This window comes from Pseudochryseolinea flava (genome assembly GCF_003286915.1).
In the GTDB taxonomy this organism is placed as follows: Bacteria; Bacteroidota; Bacteroidia; order Cytophagales; family Cyclobacteriaceae; genus Ohtaekwangia; species Ohtaekwangia flava.
Genome location: NZ_QMFY01000002.1, coordinates 434,971 through 460,948 on the forward strand (window position 1 = coordinate 434,971; position 25,978 = coordinate 460,948).

Genomic DNA, 25,978 nt, shown 5'->3' on the forward strand with positions numbered 1-25,978 from the left:
AACGAAAAAAAATTATTTCATAAAACGTTCTGGATCGAACGGATTTAAATTCATACTTGTCGGCTTCTCATCAATCAACTCTGCCACAAGTTTACCAGTAGCAGGCCCTAAACTCAGTCCCATCATGGAATGACCTGTGGCGATAACTAAGTTTTCAAATCTAGTTCCTCTACCGATATACGGCAATCCATCTGGAGAGCATGGTCGCAGTCCGTTCCATACTTCGTTTACATTCGGTACAGCAACATTCATCTCCGGAAAGTATTTTGGAATGCTTTCTACAATTCCCTTCACGCGATTCATATTAATGGACCGGTCTGTCCCATTGATTTCCATGGTACCACCAAAACGTAACGATGAACCCATGGGCGTCACCGCCACTCTTCCTTCAAGCAATAAGGACGGTATTCTCAAATTCTGTTTCACGTTGTTCAAGGTAAAACTGTATCCTTTCCCCGATTGCATAGGCAAATCGATTCCGAGCTTTGCGCAAAATACACCTGACCAAGCACCGGTTGCAATCACATATTCATCATACACCTCTTCGACACCGCCAACACGGATGCCTGCAATACGCCCGCCCTTCACATTAAAATCTTCAACCTTCGTATTTGCGCGGATAGCTACACCGTTGTTTTTAAGGTGGGTAATGAGATTCTGAATGAACAGCTGAGGAATCAAATGTGCGTCACCGGGAAAGTATACTGCGCCACGCGCCTGAACTTTAACATCTGGTTCTTTTGCCTGTGCTTCTGCCAATGTGAGTACATGCGCCTCAATCCCGTTGGCATTGGATACATGAGCTGCCTCGATTTCTTCACGTTCTGTTTCGGCAGTCCGGTAGTACATCATGAGTCCACGCTCTTCATAGCCGAACGGAAACACATTTCGCGCAGCGATGTCTTGAAAAAGCTTTTTACTAAGAAGACTTATTTCCTTTAACGCGGGAATCGATTTTGTAACATGTTCTTTGTTTGCGTGGTTATAGAATTTAAGGCCCCACTTCAGGAGGTCACCACTCAATCGCGGTTTGACGTAGAAAGGACTTTTGGAATTGAACATCCATCGAATTCCTTTGGCGATCATACCAGGCGCTGCTAAAGGAATGATGTGACTCGGAACAATCATACCTGCATTCCCTATCGAGCAGGTGTCGGTGAGTGTACCTTCGTCGAGAATGGTCACTTGATGACCTTGTTGTTGAAGGTAATATGCAGAGCTCAATCCAATAACGCCGCCGCCAACTATCGCGATTTTCTTCATGTTCTAAAATTTTTAAAAAGGAATGCTGACGGCGTAGCCTTGAGGAGCGATGTCTCAGCATCACCGAAAGCATCCATACGTTAAATTACTTGAAAGCCGTGTGCATATGGATCTTCGTCGTCGATGATGATCGTATTATATCCTGTGACCATCGCCCATCCTTCGATACTGGGTATTATTGCTCGCTTTCCGGCGAGTTCAGTTTCTTCTTCAACGCGACCAATAAATTTTGATCCAATAATGCTTTCATGAATAAAGGGCTCACCTTTCTTCAGCTTACCTTTTGCATGCCACTGCGCGAGCCGTGCCGACGTTCCCGTACCGCAAGGTGAACGATCTATCGCTTTATCGCCATAGAAAACGGCGTTGCGCGCTGTCGATGTTGGATCAATCACCTTACCGGTCCATAGGATATGACTGCATCCATTGATGGTCGGATTTTCTGGATGCAAAAACGTATATCGCTTATTAATATCCTTCCTCAGTTCGCGACTCCATGAAATCAATTGATCTGCTTTGTAATGCTCAAGGCCAGGAAATTTTTCTTGCACATCAACAATGGCGTAGAAATTTCCACCGTATGAAACATCCACAGTAATATCACCTAGCTCGGGACACGTCGCTATCAGATTTTCGGCAGCGAGAAACGATTTAATATTGGTGATCTTCACCGACTTCACTTTGCTTCCTTCTTGCACGTACCCAATACGAATGAGTCCAGCGGGAACTTCAACATTCAGAATACCAGGTGTCTTTGGAACAACAAGTCCTTCCTCTATGGCGATCGTTACCGTGCCGATAGTTCCGTGACCACACATCGGCAAGCAACCACTCGTTTCGATAAAGAGCACAGCAACATCATTTTTCGGATCGCACGGTGGATATAAAATACTACCGCTCATCATATCGTGACCACGTGGTTCAAACATAAGTCCCTTCCTGATCCAATCATACTCGCTAAGAAAATGCTGGCGTTTTTCGCTCATGTTGTTACCCACGAGGTTAGGCCCACCTCCAGCAACGAGTCTTACTGGATTTCCACACGTATGTGCATCGATGCAAAAAAATGTTTTCTTCATGCCTATCCTTTCGTTATTACGATTTTCTCAGTAGTCCATTGGTTATTGACACATCGTAAGATATTCAATGGGTTTTCATCTTTTAATTCAGCAGGTAATATTGCTGCGGGCGCATTTTGAAAACTAATGGGACGAACAAACCGATAGATTGCATCATTCCCCACAGATGTAAAGCGTGCGTCGGTTGTCGCGGGAAACGGCCCTCCGTGATGCATAGCTTTGCATACCTCAACGCCAGTAGGCACGCCGTTGAAAATGAGTCGACCACATCGTTGATGTAACGCATCGACCAACGCATGATGACTTTCAACATCCAACGAAGATCCAAACAAGGATGCCGTTAACTGTCCTGGCAGGCTTTGTATCACTTGCAGAACTTCCGTTGCGTTTGCGCATTTTACGACCAAAGAAAATGGCCCGAACACTTCTTCAGACAACGTCGGGTTTTGAATGAAATGATCTGCACTAACAACAGCCAACGCGGGAGCTCCTGTTGTTTCAATATCTACTTCCTCGACTGTTGCCAATGTTGTTACACCGGCTTGCGCAAGCAAATGCGACTTACCTTTGTGATAATGTGACGCTATTCCGCTGTGAAGCATTTTTGCAGGCGTGCTTTTTGCTATCGTTGATGCGAGGGTCGCTACAAAATCATCGATCCCTTCACACGCAACTGTAATCAGCAATCCGGGGTTAGTACAAAACTGTCCCACACCTTGTAGTACCGAGGCCGCAAGTGTTTCAGGTAAAAGTTTATTTTCTTTCACGGCACTCGGCAAGACCACCACGGGATTGATACTTCCCATCTCCGCAAAAACAGGAATAGGTTCTTTTCTTTTCGCTGCCAAATCGAACAAAGATTTTCCACCTTGAAAAGATCCGGTAAACGCTACACCTTTTGTCAACGGATGGGCTACCAGTTGCTGACCAACTTCTATACTCGAGTCTTCAATGTGCTGAAAAACATTGGTTGGCATGTTGGTAGTGGCAATACTCTTTGCAATCGCGTTTGCCACTAGGATCGATGTACGCGGGTGCGCTGGATGACTCTTCACGATAACGGTACACCCTGCAGCCAACGCCGATGCTGTATCGCCCCCCGCTGTAGAAAATGCGAGCGGAAAATTACTTGCACCGAACACCACAATAGGGCCAATCGGAAAATTCATTTTGCGCAGATCGGGCTTCGGCAATGGTTTACGATTTTCATCGCCGACATCGATTGTCGCCTGTACCCATTGCCCATCATCGAGTAAATTCGCGAACGATCGCAATTGCCCCGTCGTACGACCGATCTCACCTTTAATGCGCGCTTCCTGCAAGTTACTTTCTTGTGTTGCTGTGACGACCAAAGCATCCGCGGTGGCGTCAATCTCATCGGCAATCGTACGGAGAATTTTAGATCGCACTTTCGCGTCGACCCGCTTATAAATTTCAAATGCTTGCGCTGCATTTTGCAGCACCTGATCTATACTATTCAATTTCATTATCTTACTTCCACTACACCTTGCTGCTTACGCTTCAAGTATTGAGATACCGATGGACGATTGGCCACAGCATCACGAATCACCTTCAACACTTGCTCACGCTCTTCTCCTGTCAATACTAATCGCGGCGGACGCACCGTTTCTGTTCCCAATCCTACTTCAGCCTCAGCAAGTTTAATATATTGAACGAGTTTACTGAAAGTATCTAGTTCAAGCAATGGCATGAACCATCTATTAATTTCAACGGCCTCTTTAATTTTTCCTTCTTGCACTAAATTATAAATCGCCACGGTCTCATGTGGAAACGCGCATACTAATCCTGCAACCCAACCTTTAGCGCCCACGAGAAGGCTTTCCATTGCCAACGTATCTACACCACTCATAATGCTGAAGCGATCCCCGAAGCGGTTAATCATTCTTGTCACATTCACGACATCACGCGTAGATTCTTTAACGGCATCAATATTTTTACAAGACACGAGTTCTTCGAACATATCAAGCGTGACATCTACTTTATAGTCAACCGGATTATTGTAAATCATAATCTGCAAATCCGTTGCGTTTGCAATAGACTTGAAATACGTAACGGTCTCGCGATGATCAGACTTGTAGCGCATCGGTGGAAGCAACATCAGTCCGTTGATACCATTCTTCTGCGCAGATTCTGCAATCTTCACGGCATCACGCGTAGCGCCTTCTGCGATATTCAACACCACGGGAACCCTGCCATTAACTTTTTCGAGCGTAAAATTCAGTAGCTCCTCCTTTTCCTTTGCCGACAATACGCTAGACTCGCCCAGAGTTCCTCCTATGATTATTCCATTAACGCCAGCTTCGAGCTGTACCTCCAAGTTTTTCTCAAATGCTTTTAAATCAAGTTTATCGTCTGGAGTAAACTTTGTCGTTACTGCAGGAAACACGCCCTTCCAAGTTATCATGTTCAAAAATTTAAGTTTCGTGATACAAATTTATGAAGTCCCCTTTAGTCGGGGTTATACTTTAATTATCAGTTACTGATACTAAATATTCCTTATTCGAGCTTTTAAGGTGAATAGAATGAATATTAAGTATCGATACAAGTTGCGGTTAGGTCATTCTCGCGCCACATTCAACACCGCGTTATTACGTCGCAACAGAATGTAATACAAGGGAATACCCAGCAGGATTATGGCTAAGCCCGGCAAAGTGAAACTTGTTTCGAAGAGCAACAGCAACAGTGCCAATCCACTCGCGACAACAATGTAAATGGCCGGTAAGATGGGATAACCAAATGCTTTGTATGGACGAGGAATATCGGGGCGTGTGCGACGAAGAATAAAAACACCTAGAATAGTGAGCGTGTAAAATATCAGCACCCCAAAAATTACCAATGCCAACAGCTCATTATATTTTCCGGTAAGGCACAGTACGGAGGCCCACGCACATTGAAGCCAAAGACTATAACCGGGTACGGCATGTCTGTTCAATTCACCCGCACTGCGAAAGAATAGTTTATCCTTGGCCATCGTATAGTACACGCGCGCACCGGCCATGATCAATCCATTGTTACAGCCAAACGTTGAGATCATGATCATCAACGCAATCACGATTGTTCCCCAACCTCCGAAAATCATTTCAGCAGCCACAACGCCTACCCGATCACTTTTTGCAAATGCGATGTCGGACATTGGAACAACAGCCAAATACATCAAATTGGCCAGTAGGTATACCGTTGTCACGAGAATAGTTCCCAACAGTAAACTGAGGCCAATGTTCCGTTTGGGATTTTTAACTTCACCGGCGATGAAAGAAATATTATGCCAAGAGTCACAAGAAAACAAAGAGCCCTTCATGGCAATGGCAATGGAGCCAAACGCCGTAAGGCCTGCAAGCGTCACGCTTTCGACACCACTGTCGGACTTCACTAAGTTTGATAATTTCCAAGCGTTGATCCAATTCGCATCCCATACAGCAGCGTCTGCACCCCACAAGAAACCAAAAGCAATTAACCCAAGGATGGAAACAAGTTTTATTACCGTCAGCGTCGTTTGCACAATGACACCATTCTTTACGCCTCTTGAATTCACATATGTCAACAAGATGATGATGGCGATGGCTAGCAACTGCGATGCCGCGATAGAGAAAAAACCGAGATCAAAGATGATTTTATCTTCGCCCACTGCGGGAATTAAATACGAAGTAAACTTTGCAAAGGCAACGCCCACGGCAGCAATCGTTCCAGTTTGAATGATGGTGAAGAAAGTCCAGCCATATAGAAATCCCACCAATGGACCGAAGGCCTCTCGAAGGTAAACATACATTCCACCTGCTTTGGGAAACATGGCGGAGAGTTCGCCATAGCTCATCGCTGCGATAATGGTTATCACACCGGCGAGAATCCACATCAGCAGTAGAAGCCCAGCACCACCAACGCTTCTCGATATTTCGGAGCTGACAATAAAAATTCCTGATCCGATCATCGAGCCTGCAACAACCATCGTGGCATCTAACAGCCCAATGTTTTGCTTAAATTCAGAAGTGGTGTTTTCCATCACGTAGCGGTAAAGGTTGAGTATTTTTTAAATTTAAAATCATAGGCAATTTATGCCCTTGTAAAAGTTACCCAGCTCTAATACAATTTTCCCCATTGTATGAAATGGAAAAACGATGCGATGTATTTTGATTGAAATTATTAACAGCTAAAGCCGCTGGGCGATTTCCTTAAAAAAATTACGAACAACGAACACGATTGCACCCGTGAAAGAATGAGGATCCCCATTGTCACGAATATTACCACCCTCTTGCGCGTGGCTCAAATAAATTTCAGTTCGCCAGATTGCAAACGATTATATTTCACATGATCAAAAACATAAAGAAATGCGCCCTTCTTCGAAGACTCCTTTTCCTTCTCATCCAAGCGATGCAGAATCCCCAGCGAAAGTATTTTCTTTTGGAAGTTCCGTTTGTCTAGTGTTGTCGCGTAAATACTTTCATAGAGAATGCGCAGCTGCGGAATTGTAAATTTCTCCGGCAGCAACTCAAACCCAAGTGGATGACTCGCCACTTTCATGCGAAGCAAGTCGCGCGCTTTGGCAATCATCAAATTGTGATCGAAAATTAATCCAGGAACATCATCGATCGGAAACCATTTTGCTTCATGGTCGCGTTGCATTTGCTCACTATATTCATTGATATCGATCAAAGCGAAGTATGCGATCGAGATCACCCGTGCTGCGCAATCGCGGTTAAGTGCACTGAACGTATGAAGCTGCTCCATGTACACATCTTTCAGTCCAGTTAAAAAGTGAAGAACACGATTGGCAGCATCTTCCGCCGTCTCATTCTTCATTAAGAATCCTCCCATCAACGACCACTTACCGAACTCCGGTTCGAAACCACGTTTAATTAGCAACACTTTTAACGCTGCGCCATCAAATCCAAAGATGATACAGTCTACCGCTATTTGAATTTTAGAAGTCTGATGATAAGAATCTGCCGCCATAAATTTCCTTTTGAATTCACAAACAACCTGTTTTTACAAACGTACAAGCTTCTTCACGCCGGTATTTGATAAAAATTACTCCTAACTAATGCTATCTTAACCCATTTACAAAATACATAATCACGATTGCGATAAGCACCTGATAAAATAGTATTACAAAATGACTATCGCCGTTTAAATCGCCAATGCAGAATTTACTCTCTTTACAATTGTTATTGGTTTGGATAGCGCTCACGATCATCAATTTTATTTGGGTTTAAAATTGCGTGACCTGAGCTTGAGAATGGAGCGGGCTTGTGATTGGTCGAGTCCGCTCTTTCTATAAATACTTCCATCGAAAGAGGATTTGAAATAAAAAAGGGATGCTTTTGCACCCCTTTTTTGTTTACGAATTACGCAGTCTCAAATATCAATGGTGAGACATTTCACTGTAAATACATATGCCCCTTCTCGCTTAATCTTAAAACTGTCGGTATATATTTTCACGTCGAATGCATTCACGCCATTCTTATCCAAGAACTCGGTAGCCGCACTACCTGATGGAATGTAGGCAAATCTGAAAGCCTTTCCGCCAGAAATCCAATTATAGGGAAAAGGACCCAACGGAAAGGTATAGGTAACACCTTCGCTTGTCACTGATTTCGGTTTGCCACCTAGCCATGGCGTTGCGTCACTGAATTTGTAATCATTTGCTTGCTCACGGATAAGCTCCCGGAATCCAAACTTTATTGGATCAATCGCTTCATCGTCTTTATCAACAAATTTAAACATGATGGTATTCTCAGATGATTCGGCACGCGTACTACTCACGCTAAATCCGGGATAGTCGATCACCGTCTTCGTATTTCCCTCTTCATCTTTCTTCGTCGCATACGTAACCACCTGCGCCGCGATGTTCGGCACTGGATTGCCTGTAAGAATTCTTATCGTACAAATATCTTTGAACACTTTCGAACCCGAGTCGTTAGAAACCTCTACATCAAACGTATACTCACCAACCGGCACGTTCACCGTTTCAGGCGAAAATTGCAGTTGACCTCCTTCTTCATTAATCTTAAACACTGGCCAGCTTCTCTTTTCAATCTTTGATTGTACCAATTCAAACGTTGTATCGCGCTGTGTAATCTGACTGGTATATACTGTTGTGTTAAACTCTTTCATCAGTTCCGTAGCAACTTCACCCGTTTGCTTATTGCGAATTTCTAAAAGCTTTACACGCAACGGCAACGTAGAGCCATCGGACACAATTGCATTTGAGAGCGCTACGCTTCCTTGGGTGACATTGAAGGGGTTTTGAGAATACGTGATCAGATCGCTGATAAACCCTTGCTCATCAGGCTCGCAAGCATTGAGAAACAACAACGCACTGAACAGAAATGTTAATGAAATGTATTTTATCCTTTTCATGATGTTGCTCTTAAAATCCATAATTAAAAATGTGGGTATTGGCCATAGCATGCACGACGCCTGTATTCGTCTGAATATTCGACGACTGAACATAGTTTTTTACTTCTATCTCATTTATCATTCTGTTAATTGAAAGTCGGTACACGGGCTCATTTGTCCATTCCGTGTAAGCGTTATCCACTTGTTCGATTAATTCAAAATTATATTCCAATCCAGACTCACTAGTAATTTCATTGTCTCCGATTTTGCTTAAATCTTCCATTAATATCGGATCATCAAAAAGATAATTACGCAGGGTATCGGCGGTAACGTATTTCTTTAACGAATCGAGTGTCCAATTAAACCGCATGTACTTTCTAAAACTATAATCCGTTACTACCAAAAATGTTCCAGCGGCGTTCACTTCCTCCTTCATATTATGATGATCGATCAGCATAACCAAAGTATCAAAGTATTGCCAAGAATGACTCGCCAGAAAATCGTAGGTTGTCATATCCACGCGCGGATCGTGCTTACCACCGTCGGTAAGATATTCATAGTCACAGCTCATGCAAAGAGCTACAACTAAACATGAGACTATATACGCTATATACTTTTTCATATCTTAATATTTAATCAATTAAAGCTCGCTACTCCAGAAAGTTGTTTGCTTAAGAGCAGTATTGTTAATGAATAACGTAGGATCTACAGGCCAGAAATATTTACCTGCATTAAAATCTTCAGGCGACATGTTATTGAACTTAAACACGTTCTTATGTTTCGCCATTCGAACCATATCATAAAAGCGGTGACCTTCTAAAAACAATTCGCGGGCGCGCTCTTCCATCACCGCCTCATAAAGCGAGCCAACACCATCCCATGAATCAAGGTCGTTAGCACTGCGCACTTCATTTAAAATCGTTTCAGCGCTACCATCGCCAATCGCAGCAAGTGCTTCCGCTTTGAGCAATCTTAGTTCGGTGTAACGAAAAATATTGATGACGTAAGAGTAACGCGACACCCATGGTTCATTCCCTACCGTGAAGTTCAGATACTTCATCACGACCGGAAAATTAAAAGTCTCTTCCGTAAATTTAAATCCGTATTTATAGCGAGCATCTTCTTCCGTGTAAAGCGACGCTAATCGTGTTTTGTTCACTTGCCATGACGGTGCCTCTTTAGGATCCACATGATAACGATCATCACCTACCCACACACCTGTATTATTTCCGATCTCTGAATCAATACCACCACCCCATCGGCTTCCCCATTCGTTGTCTTCTTTTAATTTCGGAATAAAGAATACATTGTCAACAGTATTACCAAGCCAGTATCGGTCGAGGAAACGTTGCTCGTCGCGCGGGCCGTATCCGTAGTTTGATCCTTCCTGTTCAAAGCTGTTAAGCGCGGTGATCACGTTCTCATAGTTACCCTTCCACGCTTCGAAGTGTGCCTTCAACGCATACGCTACTGCTCTATTGGCACGAGAACCAGCACGCCCTCGCCTTTCTTCCGTCAGCAACTCAATAGCTTTGTCTATGTCGGCACCAATTTGTGTATGCACTTCTTGTTCCGTCGAACGCGCAACGTAGAACGATGCCGTGAGCGGATCATTATACGCTTCGACGATCAGCGGCACTTCGCCCCAAATGCGCGTCATATAGAAATATGTGAACGCTCTAAGAAAGTATGCCTCACCAATCAAATGATTCTTATCACTGCGGGTAAACTTGTTGTCCGGAATCTGGGCAATGCGTTCTATCGCTCTATTTGATTGATCGATCACACGATAGAAGAATGTCCAATCGCGATAGCGTTTCATCGGGCGCCACACTTCTGCGGCAGGGATCGACAGCGCCAAATTATATTGCCGAACAGGTTCATAGTCATAGCCAGCGACATCTGAAAACTCATCGGTCGGAATATCGCCATAGGCCCAATATGCCATCACGTTACCCAATGCTTCTCTGAGCAATGAATATCCGCCTTGTAGACCCGCTTCTGCTTCTGTCTCCGTTGCCCAGAATTTTTCATCGACAGCAACGCTTTGTGGCTGACGGTCGAGAAAATCGTCGCAGCTAACAACCATCACCATGATGATCGCAGCAACAAATGATTTAAATATTTTTTTCATACGAATTGCAATTGTAATGGTGACTTACAGACTGATGTCCAATCCAAGTGTAAACTTATGCGGCAATGGATAACGATCGCCGCGCGTATAGCCTGATGGATCGCCGACTTCCGGATCTGGAAGTCGCGCCTCGTGCCAAAGCCAGATGTTTTCGACGATACCGTAGATCTTCAAATTCTGTAAATGCAACTTGCGCAAAATGCCCGGTGAGAAGTTGTATCCCAATTGAATATTCTTCAAGCGAAAGAATGATCCATTATCGATGAAGTACGAATTCGAGATGTGATACTTGTCGACATTGTTCGGACCAAGGATCGCCGGAAACTCAGGATCTCCTTCTGGACCTGTCCAATAATTTAGATTCTTAAAATTCGAGGCTGGACCTGAACGCGGTCCCCAATCAGAATAATAGTTTGGCGACCCATTAAATTTATCGGAGAAGAATCCATTCCACAACTTCCGACCGTAAACAAAATAAGCATATACGCCGAGCGTGAAATTTTTATACTGGAATGTGTTGTTAAATCCACCAGCATATTTCGGATGAGGATTTCCAACAGTCATCTTATCCAAGTCATTAATGATGTAGTCACCATTCAAGTCTCTTCGCGCGGGATCACCAGCACCAAAGAACGGACCACCTTCCCATCCCCAACGCATTCTTTGACCTGTCAGCGGATTTACTGGCACCTCTTCATTCGAATCATAGATCTTATCAACTTGCCAAACACTGTATTCATAGATTGGACGTCCTTTCGTTAACACGTATTGAAGCCATGGATCACCTGCTTTAAATGTTCGTCCACCATTCGGAAGATCAAGGATCGAATTGTTGTTGATTGCCAATGTAAAATTCGTCTGCCAACTAACAGGGAAACGCGCGGGTAGATTGTTTGTATTCAATGTAATCTCAACACCTTGATTTAATACGGAAGCAACATTGCGTAAGCCAGTCGTATATCCTGTCGTAGCCGGAAGCATTACACCCATCGGAAGATCACGAGACTCGCGGTGATACCAGTCGATGGTAACGCCAAATCTGCCATCAAGAATTTGAGCATCAAATCCGATATTCCATTGTGGATCCGTTTGCCAACTCAAACTAGGACCGGATGCAGGACTGTTGTAATCAGAAAACATCATCGGACTACCACCATAGGTTGTGATACCATACCCTTCAAGATGTTGCCACCACCCTGTTGAGTATGAAGTAAGTTTTCGATACGCCGAGTATGGATCACCGGGGTCATAGCCTGTCTTTCCATAACTACCGCGCACTTTGAAGAAAGAAACTTTAAATGCTTCCGGCCAAAACGCTTCTTTCGATGCAATCCATCCCACCGAAACCGAAGGGAAACTTATCCATTGATTATTATTCGAATACCTTGATGTACCATCTCGTCTGTAGTTCGCGGAGAAAAGATATTTCCCTTCATAATCATAAGACACACGACCAAAAATAGAAGCGCGAGAATAATCAGATTTATACGTGCTCGAATTCGGATCGATGAATTGATTGTTCAAGTTCTGCAATGTCTTATAGTAGTCTGATGCAAGGTGCGTTGCCCTGAAGTAAGTTCGATTAGATTGAAAAAGCTTTGCACTTGATCCAAGGATTGCGCTGAAGTTGTGTTTCCCCAATCTTTTATCAGCACTGAAATATTGTTCAATCTCCCAGTTTGATGAGCCATCTTGATTCAGATATGCTTCTGGCGTTCCAGACGCACTGATCTTTGCCGACTGTGCAAAATCCCTTCTACTTTGTGTACCAAAACCGCTGGCATTTACATTCCAATGTAGAAAATCAAATAAGCGAAGATCCGACCTCACGTTTGCCGACAAAAACACGTCGTTATTCTTATCCGTCACTTCCTTGTAACTTCCAGTATACACGCCGACATCAGCAGCCGATAATCCCCAAAAAGATGAAGGAAAATTCCATGGTGCGAATGGATACTTATCTTCGAGTCCATTTCCTCTTTTACGATCAGAGAAAGAACCAATCAAGGTGAGATCAAGGTGTAGACGTTCCGTTGGATCAGCACCAAGATTTATCGTCGCCTGATAGCGCTTGAATCCCGTATTGATCAATGTACCTTCTTCGCTGTAATGATTCAATGCAATTCTATAGGAGCTTTTCTGTAAATATTGCGCAATTGAAAAATCGATATTAAAAAGTTTAGCATCTTGTAAGAACAATCCCTGCCAATCGGTGTTGTTATTGAATGCCGCATTAAGACTATCCGTTAGTGTCGGTGTCATTCCTTCATAAAAATTCACATCACGGACAGCGAAGTCTTTAATCAAATCCATCTTGTAGCGACGCTCTGCGGCCCCTGTGTAGACCGGCATCATTTGTGGCTTCGTACTCACACCGCCATACATATTCAATCTGATTTGTGGTGCACCGAGCTTAGGGCGTTTGGTCTTAATGATAATAACACCATTGGCGGCACGCGAGCCATAGATCGCCGACGCAGAGGCATCTTTCAAAACATCGATTGACTCAATATCATTTGGGTTGATCATTGAAATCGGATCGGTACCTGTTGCCGACGAACCGATTTCGTTCATATCAAAGATCACATTGTCCACTACGTATAGCGGAAAGGTTCTTGCGTTAGCACCGGGTTGTGCAAGGTTACTGCTACCGCGTATCGTCACCGAGTTCACCGCGCCAGGCTCTCCTGAAGACGCCAATATGGTTAGCCCTGCTACTTTACCTTGCAACGCGAGGTTCGCGCTTGGCACAGGAATATTCTCAATATCCTTTGCCCGCACCGTTGCAATCGACGCCGTTGATAATTCACGCTCAATGTTTTGATATCCAATCGCCACCACCTCTTTCAACAACGCAACATCGGGTTTCATATCTATATTGAAACTCGTCGTGTTACCAACAACGATCTCTTGTGGAGAAAAACCGATAAAGCTGAAAACAATCGTAGCATCACTTGATGGAACCGTAAGCGTAAATTTCCCATCAGCATCGGAGGTGGTACCAACTGTTGTTCCTTTAATAAAGACACTTACACCTGGCAGCGCATTTCCAGCGTCGTCTTTTACGCTTCCCGAAATTGCTGTCTGCGCCACCGCGAATTGAGAAATTAGCATCAACAATAGCGCGGGCATCAATCGTCGATGAAAAAGAGTAGCGTTCTTACGCATAGGCATTTTAATTTGAGGTTAGTGTTTGGTAAACAATAACTAAATGTAGCCATCTCACCTACGCGCTATTCGCAAGATCTTATCACAACGTTGTACTATTTTGTCCTGTTCTATGTTCGCGGTATGCAGCAGTTAAAATAATACTAGTTACTGATAATCGATATGAAACTACAGCACACACACACTCCCTACTTTTATACATACTTATAATAGTAGAGATATGATATCCACAAAAACAATCAATGATCAGAGGCGATCACTTCAATCGCTTACACTTTTTCTGCTTTCAATTTGTCTGTTATCGTTTGCTCTCGTGGCTTGCGGGAGTAATGAACCCACGCCGGTAATACAAAACGACGATGACGACACGGTTGACGTGGTTAACCCATCAGAGATTGATGTCTCCAAAATCTACATTCCTGAAGAATTAAAGTCTAACGACTTCTATAAGAGCTCTAGCAAATGGTACTACGGCCGCAGTAAGCAATCAGCTCACTTCATCGTTTTCTGGGACGCCAAATATGCAAACCATGCCGATTCACCAAGCTCGGATAAAGTACCTGAGAAGTATCGTGTCGATATCGATGACCTGCTTGCGAAAGCAGAAGCCTTCTACACACTTAACGTAACGGAACTAAAATTTGCCGAGACAGGAAGTGGAAAATCAAAACTTGACAAATATAAAATGATGATCTTCCTCTTCTATCAAGATGAGTGGCTCGCTGTAGGCGCTGGATACGATAACATGATTGGTGCATTGTGGGTAAATCCTGGCACGTGCAAACCCGTCGGTTCTGTAATCGGTCACGAGATAGGTCACTCTTTTCAATACCAGGTATTCTGCGATCTCGGCACTTCTGGATTTCGTTATGGTTTCGGCGGAAATGGTGGAAATACTTTTTGGGAACAAACTGCACAGTGGCAAGCTTTCCAAAGTTATCCCGCCGAAATGTTTTCTGATTTCGGTTTCAATGAATACGCCAATAATTACTTTCGTCATATCTGCCATGAAAATCATCGCTACGGAAGCTACTTCATCCATGAATATTGGGCGAAGAAGCATGGCCGCGACATTATCAGCAAGATATGGCGCCAAGCGAAAGAACCGGAAGATCCGATGCAAGCTTACATGCGCATCACCGGCATAAACGTTGAACAGTTTAACGATGAGATCTACGATGCTGCGGCAAAATTCGCAACGTGGGACCTAGACGCACTTCGCCAAAATGGTGCGGAACGAATTGGCGCGCTAACGACCAAGTTCACGTCGCTTCAAGATGGAAGTTACATCATTGCCTATGATCGCTGTCCAGGAACGACAGGTTACAACGTTGTTCGATTAAATGTTCCTTCGGCGGGAACTGTCGTTTCAACACAGCTCACAGGAAAAGTGAACACCGAAGGTTTTAATACTGTAGACACTCCATCGCGCGCAGGATGGCGTTTTGGATATGTAGCACTTCTTCAAAATGGCACACGCGTTTATAGCAATATGCAAAAGGGCACACAAGGCACAGCAACCTTTACGGTACCTGAAGGTTGCGACAAACTCTGGCTAATCGTTACCGGTGCACCAACTACCTACGCGGCACATCCTTGGGACGACAAAATTGACAACGACGATCAATGGCCTTATGCCGTGAAGTTTTCTAACACAAATTTATTTGGCAATGTCAGCTTCGACGGAACGGAGATTCCAAAAGATGAGTCGTTTGTGTTCGACGTGAAATTTCCATTTAGCAGCAGCGTGTATTTCGGCAAGTCGGTCTCGTTAGGCGACCAACTCACCACGTTAGCGAAAGCTTTCGTATTACAGCCTTCTGAGATCACGAGTAACATCGGCGGAACAATAAAATTTTATGGCGTTGAAAGCAACGGAACACTCAACCCCAACAATACTGCCACTGGCGATGGACATTGGTTTGGTGCGGACGGAAATATCGTCGCGTGGGGAAATACAGCAAAGGTCTATTCAGAATTCAATCGACAAAACACCTCGTTTTCAATTGGACAGTTTCCAAAGCAATGCGCTTCAGGAGATAAATTCACTATCAAACAAGCTTTGGTTTACGAACACGCTCCAGGAAAAACAGTACAAGCAACATTCACCTTCAACATCACGATCGAATAAGCTATCATCCACAAACATAAAGAGCGCGTAGTGGTTGCGTGCTCTTGCTTTACCACAGGAGGCCTTACTTACTCGGCCCCATCTAACTACAGCGCAAGTGACGCAGCGTCAAATACACTTGGTACGATTCCCAAGAATTTACGAAAATCACGAACAAGATGCATTTGATCGAAATAGTGAAGGTCGTAGGCAATCGTACTCCATTTCTCATTTGGAACTTTAACCTTTGCACGCAGTACATTTTCAAACCGCAGAAGATTGAAATAAGTTTTCGGTGATACCCCAACCTCATTCTTGAATGTTCTTTCAATCTGTCGTGTCGATTGTGGAATTGCCGCATAAAAGTCAGTCATCTTGTTCAAGCGCAGATGATTGATCTCCGCGGCCAACACCGCAGCGTAAGGCGATACTGACACATCGGCATCGCGAAGGAGTTCAATGAGGAAAGGCTCAACAATAGCAACGCACGACGCTAGATCACGCGCATCCGAAAGCTTGTCATTGATAACGCGAAAATCGACAGGTAAAACTTCTTCCGCATTAATTGCATCGTCAACAAAATTAACCATCGGTATACCAAACAATCTAAATATTCCCGTGGGCTTAAATCGAATACTAAAACAAACGAAATGTTGATCGATGGTAATCGTGTATTTCCTTTGCAATCGCGGGCCGCGAATAGTACTCCTTACAAAAGGTAAAACTTCCTGTGTTGCAATATCTGTTGTCTCGTATTGCTTGCCGATGAAAAAATCGATGGAGTTGACGTGGCGACAAGGCATATCCTTCTTGATTACACCGGCATCGTGAAACGTGATCTCACGATAGGTATATTCATCGACAACGTCCTTCAACATGACCGACGGTAAATGACGCTGAAAGGAAACATTGAAAGTATTCATTACGACAACGCTTGGAACGTTAAGATACTGCACCAGCGCTCGTTGATCAATGAATTCCGGTCAGACTGCATTACCAGAGGCTAAGTGATTGCTCTCCGCTTCGTTCAAAGCAACTCATCACGGACAATCATACTGAAAGGTCTGTTCATAATGAATTTCCCCTTGTGTATTCTTATTTGTGATGAGTCGCTTTGTAGGAAAACCATGCTCGTTGTATTCGTACGCCATCTTTCTTTCGAAAGTAGACTCGCCAACGCCGAATTTATAATCTAGCGGATTATTACGACTCAAGGCTGTTAAGATGGGCTCGGGATCATAATTGTCCCATGAAAAATAAGCCGTCAAAAATTTCCAGCTATTGACTCCTGCATAAGGCGTTGGGTGATCGTCATACGCTGCAACAGTGGTTGGTGCAATGGGATCACGCGGGCCAGTAGTCCATTCATATTTTAACATGGTCACGTTATCGTCGTCATTGTACGTGATGTCGAGATCCCACTCGTAATCGTCAGGAAGATGATCAGTCTGTTCTCCGATTTTAATCACACGACCTTTGCTATCGTAAAAAAAGAAAAATGTTTTCCAGTTCACCTGCTCGTGACTGCCAATGGTAATGGAGAGATTTGCTTTTGACGGACGCGCGCGGAAGATATCGGCATCGTAAGACGTCTTCAAGATAGTCTTCGGATTTACGACGTCTGCATCTGTTCGAATCACGCCATCGTAATACACATCAACGGCGTATACCACAAAATTAAAACGTTCGTTAAACATCCTGATACGTGACGGATTGCCTTTGTCATCATACTCATATTCCCACCGCACAGGATCGTACATCATATTACTGCGTTCAACCGTTATTCGACAAGCCGGGGGTTCAGCTTTCTTATCATCGTCATCTTTACAAGCAGGTATCCACACGGCAATCAAGCAAGCCTGCAGAATTATTTTTCGCATCCGGGTATTCATGGTTATCGTTCTTTCTCACCAAAAGTCGATGGTTAGGCCATCGACTGATAGTAAAAAAACGACTTCCTCGCCGCGTTGATACTTAAGACCTAGAAAGACTCCAGGATAAAATCCTTATTGGCCATCATACCGGCGATAGCGCCCGTCGACACAGCATTTGCAACGGTGCGCATACGCGTCGTGTTGTCACCCGCCGCAAATACACCGGCCACGCTCGTCTTCTGAATTGGATCAATTTTAATATAGCCGTCCTCTGTCATTTCACATCCCAATTGTTGTGGAATTGCGCTGTGTTGTTCGAAAGTAGTACGGGCATACATTGCCTTTAAGCTGAAGGTCGAACCATCTTTAAACACAATGTGCTTCAGTTGCCCCTTGTCGTGTTCGAGTCGCGCAAACTCTGTTTCGACAACGGCTATATTCCGTGATAATAGCTTTGCAGTTTGCTCAGCTGTTAGCGTCGACTTACCGTTGGTAAAAACCGTGAGGTCTTTTGTCCAATTGGAAATAAACGAACCGAATTCAAAAGCTGCATCGCCATTAGCAAAAATCCCTGTACGTTCATCGCGTACTTCATAACCATGGCAATACGGGCAGTGTATCACGGTAATGCCCCAACATTCCGCAAAGCCATCGATCGCAGGTAAAATATCTTTTATCCCCGTGGTAAATATCAATTTCGTCGCGCTAAATACATCACCGGAGTCGGTTGTTACTTGAAATCCGTTATCTTTTTTTTGCGCATCAACCGCGAATCCATCAAAGAATTTAACGCGTTCATATTTTTCAACCTGCTGCTTCGCGAGTATCGCAATCTCCTTCGGAGGACGCCCATCGTGGGTTATGAAATTATGCGAATGTGGTGTTTGACGATTACAGGGCTTACCCGCATCGATAATTAACGTATTACGGAGGGATCTTCCCAGCGCCATACCAGCAGCAAGCCCAGCATAGCTTCCGCCAACAACAATTACATCAAAGTTTTTCTGGTGGTTCATTTTTTCTATCTTCATGAAATTCGATCGAAAGATTCGGTTACACATCGGCGTGCAAGCGTTCGGTCACCTAACAGAAAACAATGACTTGAAGTTCAAATAATATTATTTTATCTTGATATCGTTGAAAAGTGGCGTTCGACTATCGTTATCTAACTCTTAACATCATGACTCCATTTGACAAAACAACCATCACCGCCAAATTCACTGAGTATTTTGAGCATCTCATGAATAATGAGTATGAAAAAGCACTCGGTTTTGTATACGCGCCCTTGTTCAACTTCATCGGCAAAAAAGAAATGGTCGACGGTATGAAGAAAGCGAATACCGGAGACACGACAACGATGTTATCGGAACTTATCGTGAAAAGTGTAAAACCAATTCTCCAATCAGACAAAGAGACTTACGGGCTCTTGGATTATTCCTTTCAGATATCAATCCATTGCCCACCTGACACGCGCCCTGCTGAATCTGGCGATGATGAAGATGAGGCGCAAAATATGTCAGCCCTTGATTTCACGGACAAGATTCTCATGGCCAAGTATGGCGAAGACAATGTTTCTACTGATCGCCTGAATAATACGATTACCGCACATGTCACGAACCAATCGTATTGCATTTTCGATCCTGAATCAAACGATTGGAAATTTCTAGAAAAGAAATCGGCAATGCTTCCGTTATTAAAAAACCTTATTCCCAAGGCGATCGACGCCGAAAAGAAATTGCAGGAGCTCAGCTAAACTTCGCTCCCTCCAAGATTTATTTTGTTTCAGGCTTGCCAACTCCTGTCGTCAACAGGGCATTAAGGCTTCCTCCCAGATAGTGGTTCCACCCAGCACTGCAATCTTCAAAACATGCTACGCTCGAATTTAACCCCTCGTGTGTAATCTTTACTTTCGTTTTATCGCGAACACGTTCAATTTCAAAAACAACTTTTGTATTGTTCCACTCGTTCTCTTTATCAACAAAATTGAGTTTACTATGGGTTACAAGCCAAACTACTTTCTTGTTTGGCACAAGTTCCACAATGCGCTGTGTCGACACATGAACATCGTCAAAAAAACGAACCGTGAACTCGTCGTTCAAGGCATGCGAATTCCCCTCGAGGCGTTTTGTCCACCATTTGGTCACGTTACGAATTCCATCGTACGCTTCTGCTGGCGTGACGTCAACAGTTAAAACAGTCTGATAATCTTTTTTCATGACACTAGTTTGATGGTGTTAAATGCTTTTCAACAAGTTCTTGATTAAATCCACCTTCCTTAGCGTTGGGCATTCCCTCACCCGTAGTGATAAGACCGTATAAACTTTCTTGAATGTATTTGGTCCACGCCTCCTCGCAGATTGTATAACATTCATATGCCGGCGACAACCCAACATGCGTGAATCTTAACTCCGTTTGTTTGCCTACCTTCTTAATCTCAAAATTGATCGTCGTGCCTTTCCACTCCTTTTTATCTTTTGTAAAACTAAAATGATTGTCGAGCACGAGCCATACCACCTTTGTATTTGCCACCAACGCGACTACTTTAAGTTTACAGATATGCACATCTTTATAGTGATACAGAAATTCTCCATTTTGTTTATTGGTAACACCTTCAATCTCTTCCGACCACCACCCGCTCACGTTGTTAATCGCATTAAACACAGTCTCTGGTGTTTCATTGACGAGAATCGTTGATGTGAAGTCCGATGTTTTTGTTTCCATAACATTTGTTTTAGTAAGTTGATTTTTTTGCGCTGCACATGGCCCGTAAATGACAGCGAATGCGAACGCGAATAGTAATATCGTTTCTCTTTTCATTTTCATTGCAACAACGCTTTTGATGATACACAAACTTACTCGTCAAACAGTTCCTGCACCAGGGCGATAATGGACATTCTTCAGGGTAGATTTAGACAAATGGTTCGGTAAGCCCACGCAATTGGTGGTAAAGAAAATGCGATCCCTCATAGAGATCGCATTGAATGAGTAGTCGGCGTAGTGTCTACTCCAGCACCGCGTTCTTCACAACGACAAGGTCTTTTGATTTTATTTGAAGTAGATATATTCCAGGAGCGCGTTGCCCGACGTTTACGACAAGTCCCGAATGAGATCGTTTAACATCCCCTGCGCCCTTCATATCAGTCATTGTTACACCTTCCACAATAAACGAAGCTGGAATATCAATGTTAAATGCCGCAAGCGTAGGATTAGGATAAAGCCGAATTTGATTCACGAGAACGTCTTCGTTGCGTGTAGTGCTCAAGTTGTATACCGCTAATTCCGACAAAGAAAATCCGTCGGTTGTGGCTCTTTTTTTACAAATCAATTGAATATACTCGCTTCGCTGAGGTTTACGTCTATCACATCTTCGCCCCATTACCACTATTTCCTGTGTGCAGTGTGGTCCACTCGATACGATCGTTAGATGTCGTATGATTTTCCGTAGGCTTCCTCCCAAGCTAATTTAATCCGCGTAAATGTTTTCAACGCTCCCAAATCAACTTCTACAACCTGATTATCTGCATACGCGCTACGCCACCGTGTGGTCAGATCTCCATCATTCAACATACTTGCGTTATAATCTACACTCTCCTCCGTAGAGGCCGCGGTGGATTCAAACAATGTTGCGTCTACCCGCATGGCCGAATTTTTCGGTATGCTTACGTTTTTCTCAAGCGTGGCATATAAATTTGAATGGTTATGTTTATAAGGATACAACTTCAAATATTATGAGCAGTGCATTTGTAAGAGAAGGTGAGCATCAAGATCTGTCGGATATTGCGCCGACGATGAATGCTCTGATTACATTTTTAACACGCGAGAATGGCGGCGTCAGGGTGTACGAAAAGCAGCGACGCGAACAAACTGATGGAACCACACACCATGAAATGAGTAATGGCCTTCAATATCGGGTGAGTACGAGCAGCAAATGGGAAGTGGTGACCTAATCTCCGTGCCGCAGCATCACTTTCACATCAGTCCGGCGCGCCCAAAAAATCATTCCAACTGTTACGAATAACAGAAGATGGTTCAATGAAGAAACAGCACATTCGCCGTTGTAAAGAGACCCCGAGTAGGTATGCCAATGCCAAGGAAAAATATTACCTGGAAGCTGTAAACCAAGGTTTAATTGCTTGTCGATTATTTTTGGACCTAAGTCTACTACATCAGGCAGAATCGCCCCGAGACACGTGAGCCCCACAATTGGGCGGTAATATGAATGAACAATCCAGGTTGAGAACAAGATCATCGCGAGGCCAGTGATCACATCTACCTTTGAATTGACCGGATAACAGTGCGGGATAAAATCAAGAGCACCATGCGAAACGACGCCTATCGTAAATGCAAATAGTGCTGTGGGAGTAACATTTGTTAAAGTCGGTTTATTTCCGAGTCGTTGGGTATCCGTAATCAAAACTACAATACCCATGGCTGCCGTTGCGTGAAAAACTACATTCATCTAAATCAAAAATCTTGATTTCAGTTTACTCGTAAAGAGATATTTATCAGGTTGCAGCCGGTGCTCAATCAATTTCAGTGAAAACGACTTTCCCATCATACTCGAGCTTGGCAATATGGCGCAACGAGTTCGTCGGGTCAAGTGGCGTCCAGTACTTCGGATATTTTATTAACACTGTCTTGTTCAGCAATGCATCTTTTAATGTTTTCAACTCGAGCCCGCGTTCCAATCCACGGTTGATGTAAAAAGTTTTATCGAGCCCATCAAGTTTAAACGCGATATCGTGCGTACCCTCCTCGTATACATCGCTAACAATCCCACTGGCTTGTAAACAACTTACCTCGCTATCGCTCGGAACAGGGCAAACAATTAACACCAACATCACCATCATTAAAATTACCGTCCCTGAAATAATCAAATGTTTAGTTTTCATAAGTGCACTATTTATTGTGACAACTCAAATTCACGATTTCAATGCGCCATAAAGCACTATCTAAAATACAAAAAAATCGTATCCAATATCTGAGAATGATAACCGAGGTAACAGCGCTGTTAAAAGACGCCCAAACAACCTTATCCAACTTCACGAAGAGACACGCAATTTAAATTAACATCATCGAACGTTGGCAATTTCACACAGATGTATTTGCACAATTTCCGATTCTAACGACCGATGTTCCGCCACGAAAACACCTCCTCGACTTACAAAACAACAACTTAACCGCGGAGTCATTGGATCTTGTTATTTTTGGATTAGTCCTAACCACATATTCACGAAAGCTATGACCACATACGAAACTCACGAGCCTCGACACGCAACGGATACATTCATCTTTTGCCTTTTGTATATCATTATTATTTTCATTGCATTACAATTAACGTCAGTTGGCCAAACAAAAGTTATGTTAATGGTCTTATCACTCGGAGTTGCAGTGGTCACGGCTATTTATGCTTTAGGAATTCTACTTATGCTAAAAGGAACGATATTTTCGCACTATGCATTAACCCAAGCAGTTATATTTTTTGTTGCCAGTGAACTAGCGGTATTAACCCTGACAGGAACTCTACCTTTATTCGGGCTTCTTACCAAAATGCCTGTGGCCGAAAAGAGTCTGGATATGACAGAAAACCTGATGAAACGACTTTTCATTCATCGTCAGAAAGTGGCACTGACCCATTCTATTGCTGGCGCAGGATCAGCATTTTGCTTTATCCTGATTTCCATGTTTAGCAGCCGCCGGAAATAACTTCATCCTCGAATGCATGTCGAAATTAAAACATCGGTAAATACATTCTTCATCCACCTTGAGCAGTTTCAGTTAAATGAACCTGCACAATTCCCTCCGCTAACAAGGTATGTGAGGCAACACGATAATGTGTCACCAAATTCTCCGCAGTTCCAAGAACACCACCATCACCGACAATCACGGGCACAAAGTTAAAGTATATATCTGTAATCGTACCGCTATTCAAGAACGCATTGTAAATCTGGACGCCACCGCCGACAACAACTTCTTCAAATCCTTTCTCTCGAAGGTAGTGGCTCGACGTCAGTCCATCCATTTTCATCGAGTGTAATGTCGATTGTTTCGGGACTATGTCTTAGGACTAGACTTAACAACTTGCTTATTCGCCTACTCTCTTTTTCCGTTATCATATAATATTTCGCTGAATATTAAAACCTCCATTTGAATAGCGTCCTTATCACAACAGCTGCTGCGGACACAAACAAACCAAAGATGAACGCGATAAGCAACGCGCCGTCGACCAATCCATCTCGAAAAATCATAACGATATAAAAGCAAAGAAGTACCTCAATGGGCACCAAAATAAATAAAAGCAACGTGCGGACTATGCGCGTTGGCTTACGTTGGAAGATCAAGAGCAAAAATGCCAGTACAAGCGCGAACGACACGACACAGAAAAATGTGACCGCGCTCCAAACATTATGCCCTGCCGCCCCAACAGTTATCACAGCGATCAAATAAACCACGATCAATAACAGGCTCGCGATCTGTAGTAGTATAAAGGAAAATTTAGTCAGCTTGTTCATGTACTTCCTCTCGTGGTGTTCATTTTGCAAGACAGCTTACATCGTCACTTTTGAGCAAAACCATTACCGTTTCACATTGTTTTCGATGGACGAATGCATATCCACCACACATTCTCCATCGTCATCACACCAGGATAAACGGCTTGCCGAATAGCGGTTGAAAATCTAAGCTCACAAACGCCTTATACCTAAAATAATGAATATCCGACTACCACTGAAAACGTCGTAAACTCGGAACTCCATTTCAGATAGTCATTCAATATCTCACGCGGTGCTTGATATCTCACCTCCACCCCCAACCTGTTTGCATACTTATAGCCAACACCGAAAGCAAGATTATTTCTACTTTGGATTTTCAAGTCGCTTCGAGCATTCGACCCATCTGCTCTATCAAACGTAATGAGCGATTTCGAAGCAAAATCAAAGATAACAGCCGCATTAAAAAATACTTTCGATTTATCACCCAGAAAAGAATAATATCTTACGCCGACAGGTATCTCTAACGAACTATAATCAACCTTACTGACCAACACTCCCCCGTAGACATTATTAACCTTCTTATTGTTTACAGATTCAAATCTTTGAGCGGTGGGCTCAAGGATGAATGACCACTTATTTTTATTGTATGGCAAAACAAATTCCAATTCCACTCCAAAACCAAATCCAACACGACTGCCAAAATCGACTTGATCGTTATATCCGTCTGCGTTTTGGATTTGCAACGTTGAAACATTGAAGCGAGGTCTTAATGACAGATTAAAAAAATCACGCTTTTGTTTTGGCTTAAAGTCAACTGGCATAACGTTATGACAAGCGCTATACTCACCAAAAAAGCGCGCCAGATCCTTCCGATTGTATCCCAAGGTTTCAAACTTTTTTGTACTAAAAGCAGGACACTTGAAATCGTTGAGTAATTGTTGTCGAAAGGTATTGTTCTGCCCAATTTTTCCATCGACAGATCGATACGTTTTAAAAATCAATTGTTGAACAACAGAATCTTTCGAATAAAAAAAGCGAATCAGGTTACCATCTACATATTCATACAAATTACGCTCACCCTCCACCAGAACTTTTAAGAACACCTGCTCTTCGGTGAAAGTTGGATTTCTGTCATTACTTAAATCGGCTAGAAAAGCGCTAGACCTGTCTATTTGTACTTTCCGCGTGATATACTTTGAAGCACCATCGATACCAAACTCCAGAATTGAATCCATTGTTAATTTTCTGGACGCTGCGTTTTCTGAATCTTTAGATTCAATTTCAGTCGGGTTATTTTTTCCAATCAGCATTTTTAATCAGGCAATTAATTTTATTACCCGAATGATCAATGTAATATCCTTTATCAAACAGGATTTGGGAGTAGCTATTAACGGTTAAAATGGTCGTCAACAGGAATAGAAAACACGTTCTCATGATGATTGTTAAGCGCTATACTAATTTTCTTTAAAGGAAGTAACTACTTAGAATGCACCAGTTACAGAAGT

At 43.3% G+C, this 25,978-nt stretch carries 26 protein-coding genes; 4 read left to right on the top strand and 22 right to left on the bottom strand.

Going from position 1 to position 25,978, the window contains the following annotated elements:
- Positions 1-12: 12 nt before the first annotated feature.
- From DQQ10_RS07020 to DQQ10_RS07065, 10 genes are all read right to left on the bottom strand, one after another.
- A complete protein-coding gene (locus DQQ10_RS07020; protein WP_112746106.1) occupies positions 13-1,263 on the bottom strand; it encodes an NAD(P)/FAD-dependent oxidoreductase in 1,251 nt (416 codons plus the stop codon).
- Positions 1,264-1,343: 80 nt separating this feature from the next.
- Entirely contained in the window at positions 1,344-2,342 is a 999-nt protein-coding gene (locus tag DQQ10_RS07025) for a 4-hydroxyproline epimerase (protein WP_112746107.1), read from the bottom strand.
- Between the two features lie 2 nt (positions 2,343-2,344).
- Positions 2,345-3,829: an aldehyde dehydrogenase (NADP(+)) gene (locus DQQ10_RS07030; RefSeq protein WP_112746108.1), complete on the bottom strand. Its 1,485-nt coding sequence runs from the start codon at positions 3,827-3,829 to the stop codon at positions 2,345-2,347.
- Positions 3,829-4,764: a dihydrodipicolinate synthase family protein gene (locus DQQ10_RS07035; protein WP_112746253.1), complete on the bottom strand. Its 936-nt coding sequence runs from the start codon at positions 4,762-4,764 to the stop codon at positions 3,829-3,831. Before DQQ10_RS07035 ends, DQQ10_RS07030 begins: the two co-directional genes overlap by 1 nt.
- Before the next feature lie 156 nt (positions 4,765-4,920).
- Entirely contained in the window at positions 4,921-6,360 is a 1,440-nt protein-coding gene (locus tag DQQ10_RS07040) for an APC family permease (protein ID WP_112746109.1), read from the bottom strand.
- Positions 6,361-6,620: 260 nt separating this feature from the next.
- Entirely contained in the window at positions 6,621-7,310 is a 690-nt protein-coding gene (locus DQQ10_RS07045; protein WP_112746110.1) for an NUDIX hydrolase, read from the bottom strand.
- Positions 7,311-7,712: 402 nt separating this feature from the next.
- On the bottom strand, positions 7,713-8,717 hold the full coding sequence (locus DQQ10_RS07050; protein WP_165823824.1) for a DUF5007 domain-containing protein: 1,005 nt from the start codon (positions 8,715-8,717) through the stop codon (positions 7,713-7,715).
- Between the two features lie 10 nt (positions 8,718-8,727).
- Positions 8,728-9,318, bottom strand: a complete 591-nt coding sequence (locus DQQ10_RS07055) for a hypothetical protein (RefSeq protein ID WP_133259568.1) — start codon at positions 9,316-9,318, stop codon at positions 8,728-8,730.
- Between the two features lie 18 nt (positions 9,319-9,336).
- Entirely contained in the window at positions 9,337-10,830 is a 1,494-nt protein-coding gene (locus DQQ10_RS07060; protein ID WP_112746113.1) for a RagB/SusD family nutrient uptake outer membrane protein, read from the bottom strand.
- 24 nt (positions 10,831-10,854) lie between these two features.
- Positions 10,855-13,998 (bottom strand): SusC/RagA family TonB-linked outer membrane protein, encoded by a 3,144-nt coding sequence (locus DQQ10_RS07065; protein ID WP_165823825.1) that lies wholly within the window; start codon positions 13,996-13,998, stop codon positions 10,855-10,857.
- A gap of 220 nt (positions 13,999-14,218) precedes the next feature.
- Between DQQ10_RS07065 and DQQ10_RS07070 the strand changes: the two genes are divergently transcribed.
- Positions 14,219-16,129, top strand: coding sequence for a DUF4859 domain-containing protein (locus DQQ10_RS07070; RefSeq protein WP_112746115.1), 1,911 nt, complete (start codon positions 14,219-14,221; stop codon positions 16,127-16,129).
- 86 nt (positions 16,130-16,215) lie between these two features.
- Here the strand turns inward: DQQ10_RS07070 and DQQ10_RS07075 are convergent, their stop codons facing one another.
- From DQQ10_RS07075 to DQQ10_RS07085, 3 genes are all read right to left on the bottom strand, one after another.
- Positions 16,216-17,031 (bottom strand): helix-turn-helix domain-containing protein, encoded by an 816-nt coding sequence (locus tag DQQ10_RS07075; RefSeq protein WP_112746116.1) that lies wholly within the window; start codon positions 17,029-17,031, stop codon positions 16,216-16,218.
- Positions 17,032-17,148: 117 nt separating this feature from the next.
- Entirely contained in the window at positions 17,149-17,988 is an 840-nt protein-coding gene (locus DQQ10_RS07080) for a hypothetical protein (protein ID WP_112746117.1), read from the bottom strand.
- 101 nt (positions 17,989-18,089) lie between these two features.
- Positions 18,090-19,013: an NAD(P)/FAD-dependent oxidoreductase gene (locus tag DQQ10_RS07085; protein ID WP_245970313.1), complete on the bottom strand. Its 924-nt coding sequence runs from the start codon at positions 19,011-19,013 to the stop codon at positions 18,090-18,092.
- Positions 19,014-19,162: 149 nt separating this feature from the next.
- Here DQQ10_RS07085 and DQQ10_RS07090 point away from each other — a divergent pair, with 149 nt between their 5' ends.
- A complete protein-coding gene (locus DQQ10_RS07090; RefSeq protein ID WP_133259569.1) occupies positions 19,163-19,735 on the top strand; it encodes a hypothetical protein in 573 nt (190 codons plus the stop codon).
- A gap of 19 nt (positions 19,736-19,754) precedes the next feature.
- Here the strand turns inward: DQQ10_RS07090 and DQQ10_RS07095 are convergent, their stop codons facing one another.
- From DQQ10_RS07095 to DQQ10_RS07110, 4 genes are all read right to left on the bottom strand, one after another.
- Positions 19,755-20,198, bottom strand: coding sequence for an SRPBCC family protein (locus DQQ10_RS07095; RefSeq protein ID WP_112746119.1), 444 nt, complete (start codon positions 20,196-20,198; stop codon positions 19,755-19,757).
- 4 nt (positions 20,199-20,202) lie between these two features.
- The gene (locus tag DQQ10_RS07100; RefSeq protein ID WP_112746255.1) at positions 20,203-20,703 is read right to left on the bottom strand and encodes an SRPBCC family protein; all 501 of its coding nucleotides are present in this window, start codon (positions 20,701-20,703) and stop codon (positions 20,203-20,205) included.
- Positions 20,704-20,983: 280 nt separating this feature from the next.
- Positions 20,984-21,358, bottom strand: coding sequence for a T9SS type A sorting domain-containing protein (locus DQQ10_RS07105; protein ID WP_112746120.1), 375 nt, complete (start codon positions 21,356-21,358; stop codon positions 20,984-20,986).
- Positions 21,359-21,402: 44 nt separating this feature from the next.
- Complete coding sequence (locus tag DQQ10_RS07110) at positions 21,403-21,621, bottom strand: discoidin domain-containing protein (RefSeq protein ID WP_133259570.1); 219 nt, start codon at positions 21,619-21,621, stop codon at positions 21,403-21,405.
- 89 nt (positions 21,622-21,710) lie between these two features.
- Between DQQ10_RS07110 and DQQ10_RS07115 the strand changes: the two genes are divergently transcribed.
- Positions 21,711-21,929, top strand: a complete 219-nt coding sequence (locus tag DQQ10_RS07115) for a hypothetical protein (RefSeq protein WP_112746122.1) — start codon at positions 21,711-21,713, stop codon at positions 21,927-21,929.
- Here DQQ10_RS07115 and DQQ10_RS07120 read toward each other — a convergent pair.
- Both DQQ10_RS07120 and DQQ10_RS07125 read right to left on the bottom strand, forming a co-directional pair.
- The gene (locus DQQ10_RS07120; RefSeq protein WP_112746123.1) at positions 21,926-22,441 is read right to left on the bottom strand and encodes a hypothetical protein; all 516 of its coding nucleotides are present in this window, start codon (positions 22,439-22,441) and stop codon (positions 21,926-21,928) included. The genes DQQ10_RS07115 and DQQ10_RS07120 overlap by 4 nt on opposite strands.
- A gap of 64 nt (positions 22,442-22,505) precedes the next feature.
- Positions 22,506-22,874, bottom strand: a complete 369-nt coding sequence (locus DQQ10_RS07125; protein WP_112746124.1) for a hypothetical protein — start codon at positions 22,872-22,874, stop codon at positions 22,506-22,508.
- A gap of 349 nt (positions 22,875-23,223) precedes the next feature.
- Between DQQ10_RS07125 and DQQ10_RS07130 the strand changes: the two genes are divergently transcribed.
- A complete protein-coding gene (locus DQQ10_RS07130) occupies positions 23,224-23,688 on the top strand; it encodes a hypothetical protein (RefSeq protein WP_112746125.1) in 465 nt (154 codons plus the stop codon).
- 49 nt (positions 23,689-23,737) lie between these two features.
- Here the strand turns inward: DQQ10_RS07130 and DQQ10_RS07135 are convergent, their stop codons facing one another.
- The 3 genes from DQQ10_RS07135 to DQQ10_RS07150 form a co-directional block, all read right to left on the bottom strand.
- Entirely contained in the window at positions 23,738-24,004 is a 267-nt protein-coding gene (locus tag DQQ10_RS07135) for a dihydrofolate reductase family protein (protein WP_165823826.1), read from the bottom strand.
- Positions 23,958-24,098, bottom strand: coding sequence for an RNA 2'-phosphotransferase (locus DQQ10_RS07140; protein ID WP_112746127.1), 141 nt, complete (start codon positions 24,096-24,098; stop codon positions 23,958-23,960). Before DQQ10_RS07140 ends, DQQ10_RS07135 begins: the two co-directional genes overlap by 47 nt.
- A gap of 584 nt (positions 24,099-24,682) precedes the next feature.
- Positions 24,683-25,708, bottom strand: coding sequence for a porin family protein (locus DQQ10_RS07150; RefSeq protein ID WP_165823827.1), 1,026 nt, complete (start codon positions 25,706-25,708; stop codon positions 24,683-24,685).
- Between the last annotated feature and the right edge of the window lie 270 nt (positions 25,709-25,978).

What these genes read in the sequence shown, in the direction of transcription:
- DQQ10_RS07020 (WP_112746106.1), bottom strand. Translation starts at nt 1,263, where the DNA reads ATGAAGAAAATCGCGATAGTTGGCGGCGGCGTTATTGGATTGAGCTCT.
- DQQ10_RS07025 (WP_112746107.1), bottom strand. Translation starts at nt 2,342, where the DNA reads ATGAAGAAAACATTTTTTTGCATCGATGCACATACGTGTGGAAATCCA.
- DQQ10_RS07030 (WP_112746108.1), bottom strand. Translation starts at nt 3,829, where the DNA reads ATGAAATTGAATAGTATAGATCAGGTGCTGCAAAATGCAGCGCAAGCA.
- DQQ10_RS07040 (WP_112746109.1), bottom strand. Translation starts at nt 6,360, where the DNA reads ATGGAAAACACCACTTCTGAATTTAAGCAAAACATTGGGCTGTTAGAT.
- DQQ10_RS07045 (WP_112746110.1), bottom strand. Translation starts at nt 7,310, where the DNA reads ATGGCGGCAGATTCTTATCATCAGACTTCTAAAATTCAAATAGCGGTA.
- DQQ10_RS07050 (WP_165823824.1), bottom strand. Translation starts at nt 8,717, where the DNA reads ATGAAAAGGATAAAATACATTTCATTAACATTTCTGTTCAGTGCGTTG.
- DQQ10_RS07055 (WP_133259568.1), bottom strand. Translation starts at nt 9,318, where the DNA reads ATGAAAAAGTATATAGCGTATATAGTCTCATGTTTAGTTGTAGCTCTT.
- DQQ10_RS07060 (WP_112746113.1), bottom strand. Translation starts at nt 10,830, where the DNA reads ATGAAAAAAATATTTAAATCATTTGTTGCTGCGATCATCATGGTGATG.
- DQQ10_RS07065 (WP_165823825.1), bottom strand. Translation starts at nt 13,998, where the DNA reads ATGCGTAAGAACGCTACTCTTTTTCATCGACGATTGATGCCCGCGCTA.
- DQQ10_RS07070 (WP_112746115.1), top strand. Translation starts at nt 14,219, where the DNA reads ATGATATCCACAAAAACAATCAATGATCAGAGGCGATCACTTCAATCG.
- DQQ10_RS07075 (WP_112746116.1), bottom strand. Translation starts at nt 17,031, where the DNA reads ATGAATACTTTCAATGTTTCCTTTCAGCGTCATTTACCGTCGGTCATG.
- DQQ10_RS07080 (WP_112746117.1), bottom strand. Translation starts at nt 17,988, where the DNA reads ATGCGAAAAATAATTCTGCAGGCTTGCTTGATTGCCGTGTGGATACCT.
- DQQ10_RS07085 (WP_245970313.1), bottom strand. Translation starts at nt 19,013, where the DNA reads ATGAAGATAGAAAAAATGAACCACCAGAAAAACTTTGATGTAATTGTT.
- DQQ10_RS07090 (WP_133259569.1), top strand. Translation starts at nt 19,163, where the DNA reads ATGACTCCATTTGACAAAACAACCATCACCGCCAAATTCACTGAGTAT.
- DQQ10_RS07095 (WP_112746119.1), bottom strand. Translation starts at nt 20,198, where the DNA reads ATGAAAAAAGATTATCAGACTGTTTTAACTGTTGACGTCACGCCAGCA.
- DQQ10_RS07100 (WP_112746255.1), bottom strand. Translation starts at nt 20,703, where the DNA reads ATGGAAACAAAAACATCGGACTTCACATCAACGATTCTCGTCAATGAA.
- DQQ10_RS07105 (WP_112746120.1), bottom strand. Translation starts at nt 21,358, where the DNA reads ATGGGGCGAAGATGTGATAGACGTAAACCTCAGCGAAGCGAGTATATT.
- DQQ10_RS07110 (WP_133259570.1), bottom strand. Translation starts at nt 21,621, where the DNA reads ATGCGGGTAGACGCAACATTGTTTGAATCCACCGCGGCCTCTACGGAG.
- DQQ10_RS07115 (WP_112746122.1), top strand. Translation starts at nt 21,711, where the DNA reads ATGAGCAGTGCATTTGTAAGAGAAGGTGAGCATCAAGATCTGTCGGAT.
- DQQ10_RS07120 (WP_112746123.1), bottom strand. Translation starts at nt 22,441, where the DNA reads ATGAATGTAGTTTTTCACGCAACGGCAGCCATGGGTATTGTAGTTTTG.
- DQQ10_RS07125 (WP_112746124.1), bottom strand. Translation starts at nt 22,874, where the DNA reads ATGAAAACTAAACATTTGATTATTTCAGGGACGGTAATTTTAATGATG.
- DQQ10_RS07130 (WP_112746125.1), top strand. Translation starts at nt 23,224, where the DNA reads ATGACCACATACGAAACTCACGAGCCTCGACACGCAACGGATACATTC.
- DQQ10_RS07135 (WP_165823826.1), bottom strand. Translation starts at nt 24,004, where the DNA reads ATGGATGGACTGACGTCGAGCCACTACCTTCGAGAGAAAGGATTTGAA.
- DQQ10_RS07140 (WP_112746127.1), bottom strand. Translation starts at nt 24,098, where the DNA reads ATGATAACGGAAAAAGAGAGTAGGCGAATAAGCAAGTTGTTAAGTCTA.
- DQQ10_RS07150 (WP_165823827.1), bottom strand. Translation starts at nt 25,708, where the DNA reads ATGGATTCAATTCTGGAGTTTGGTATCGATGGTGCTTCAAAGTATATC.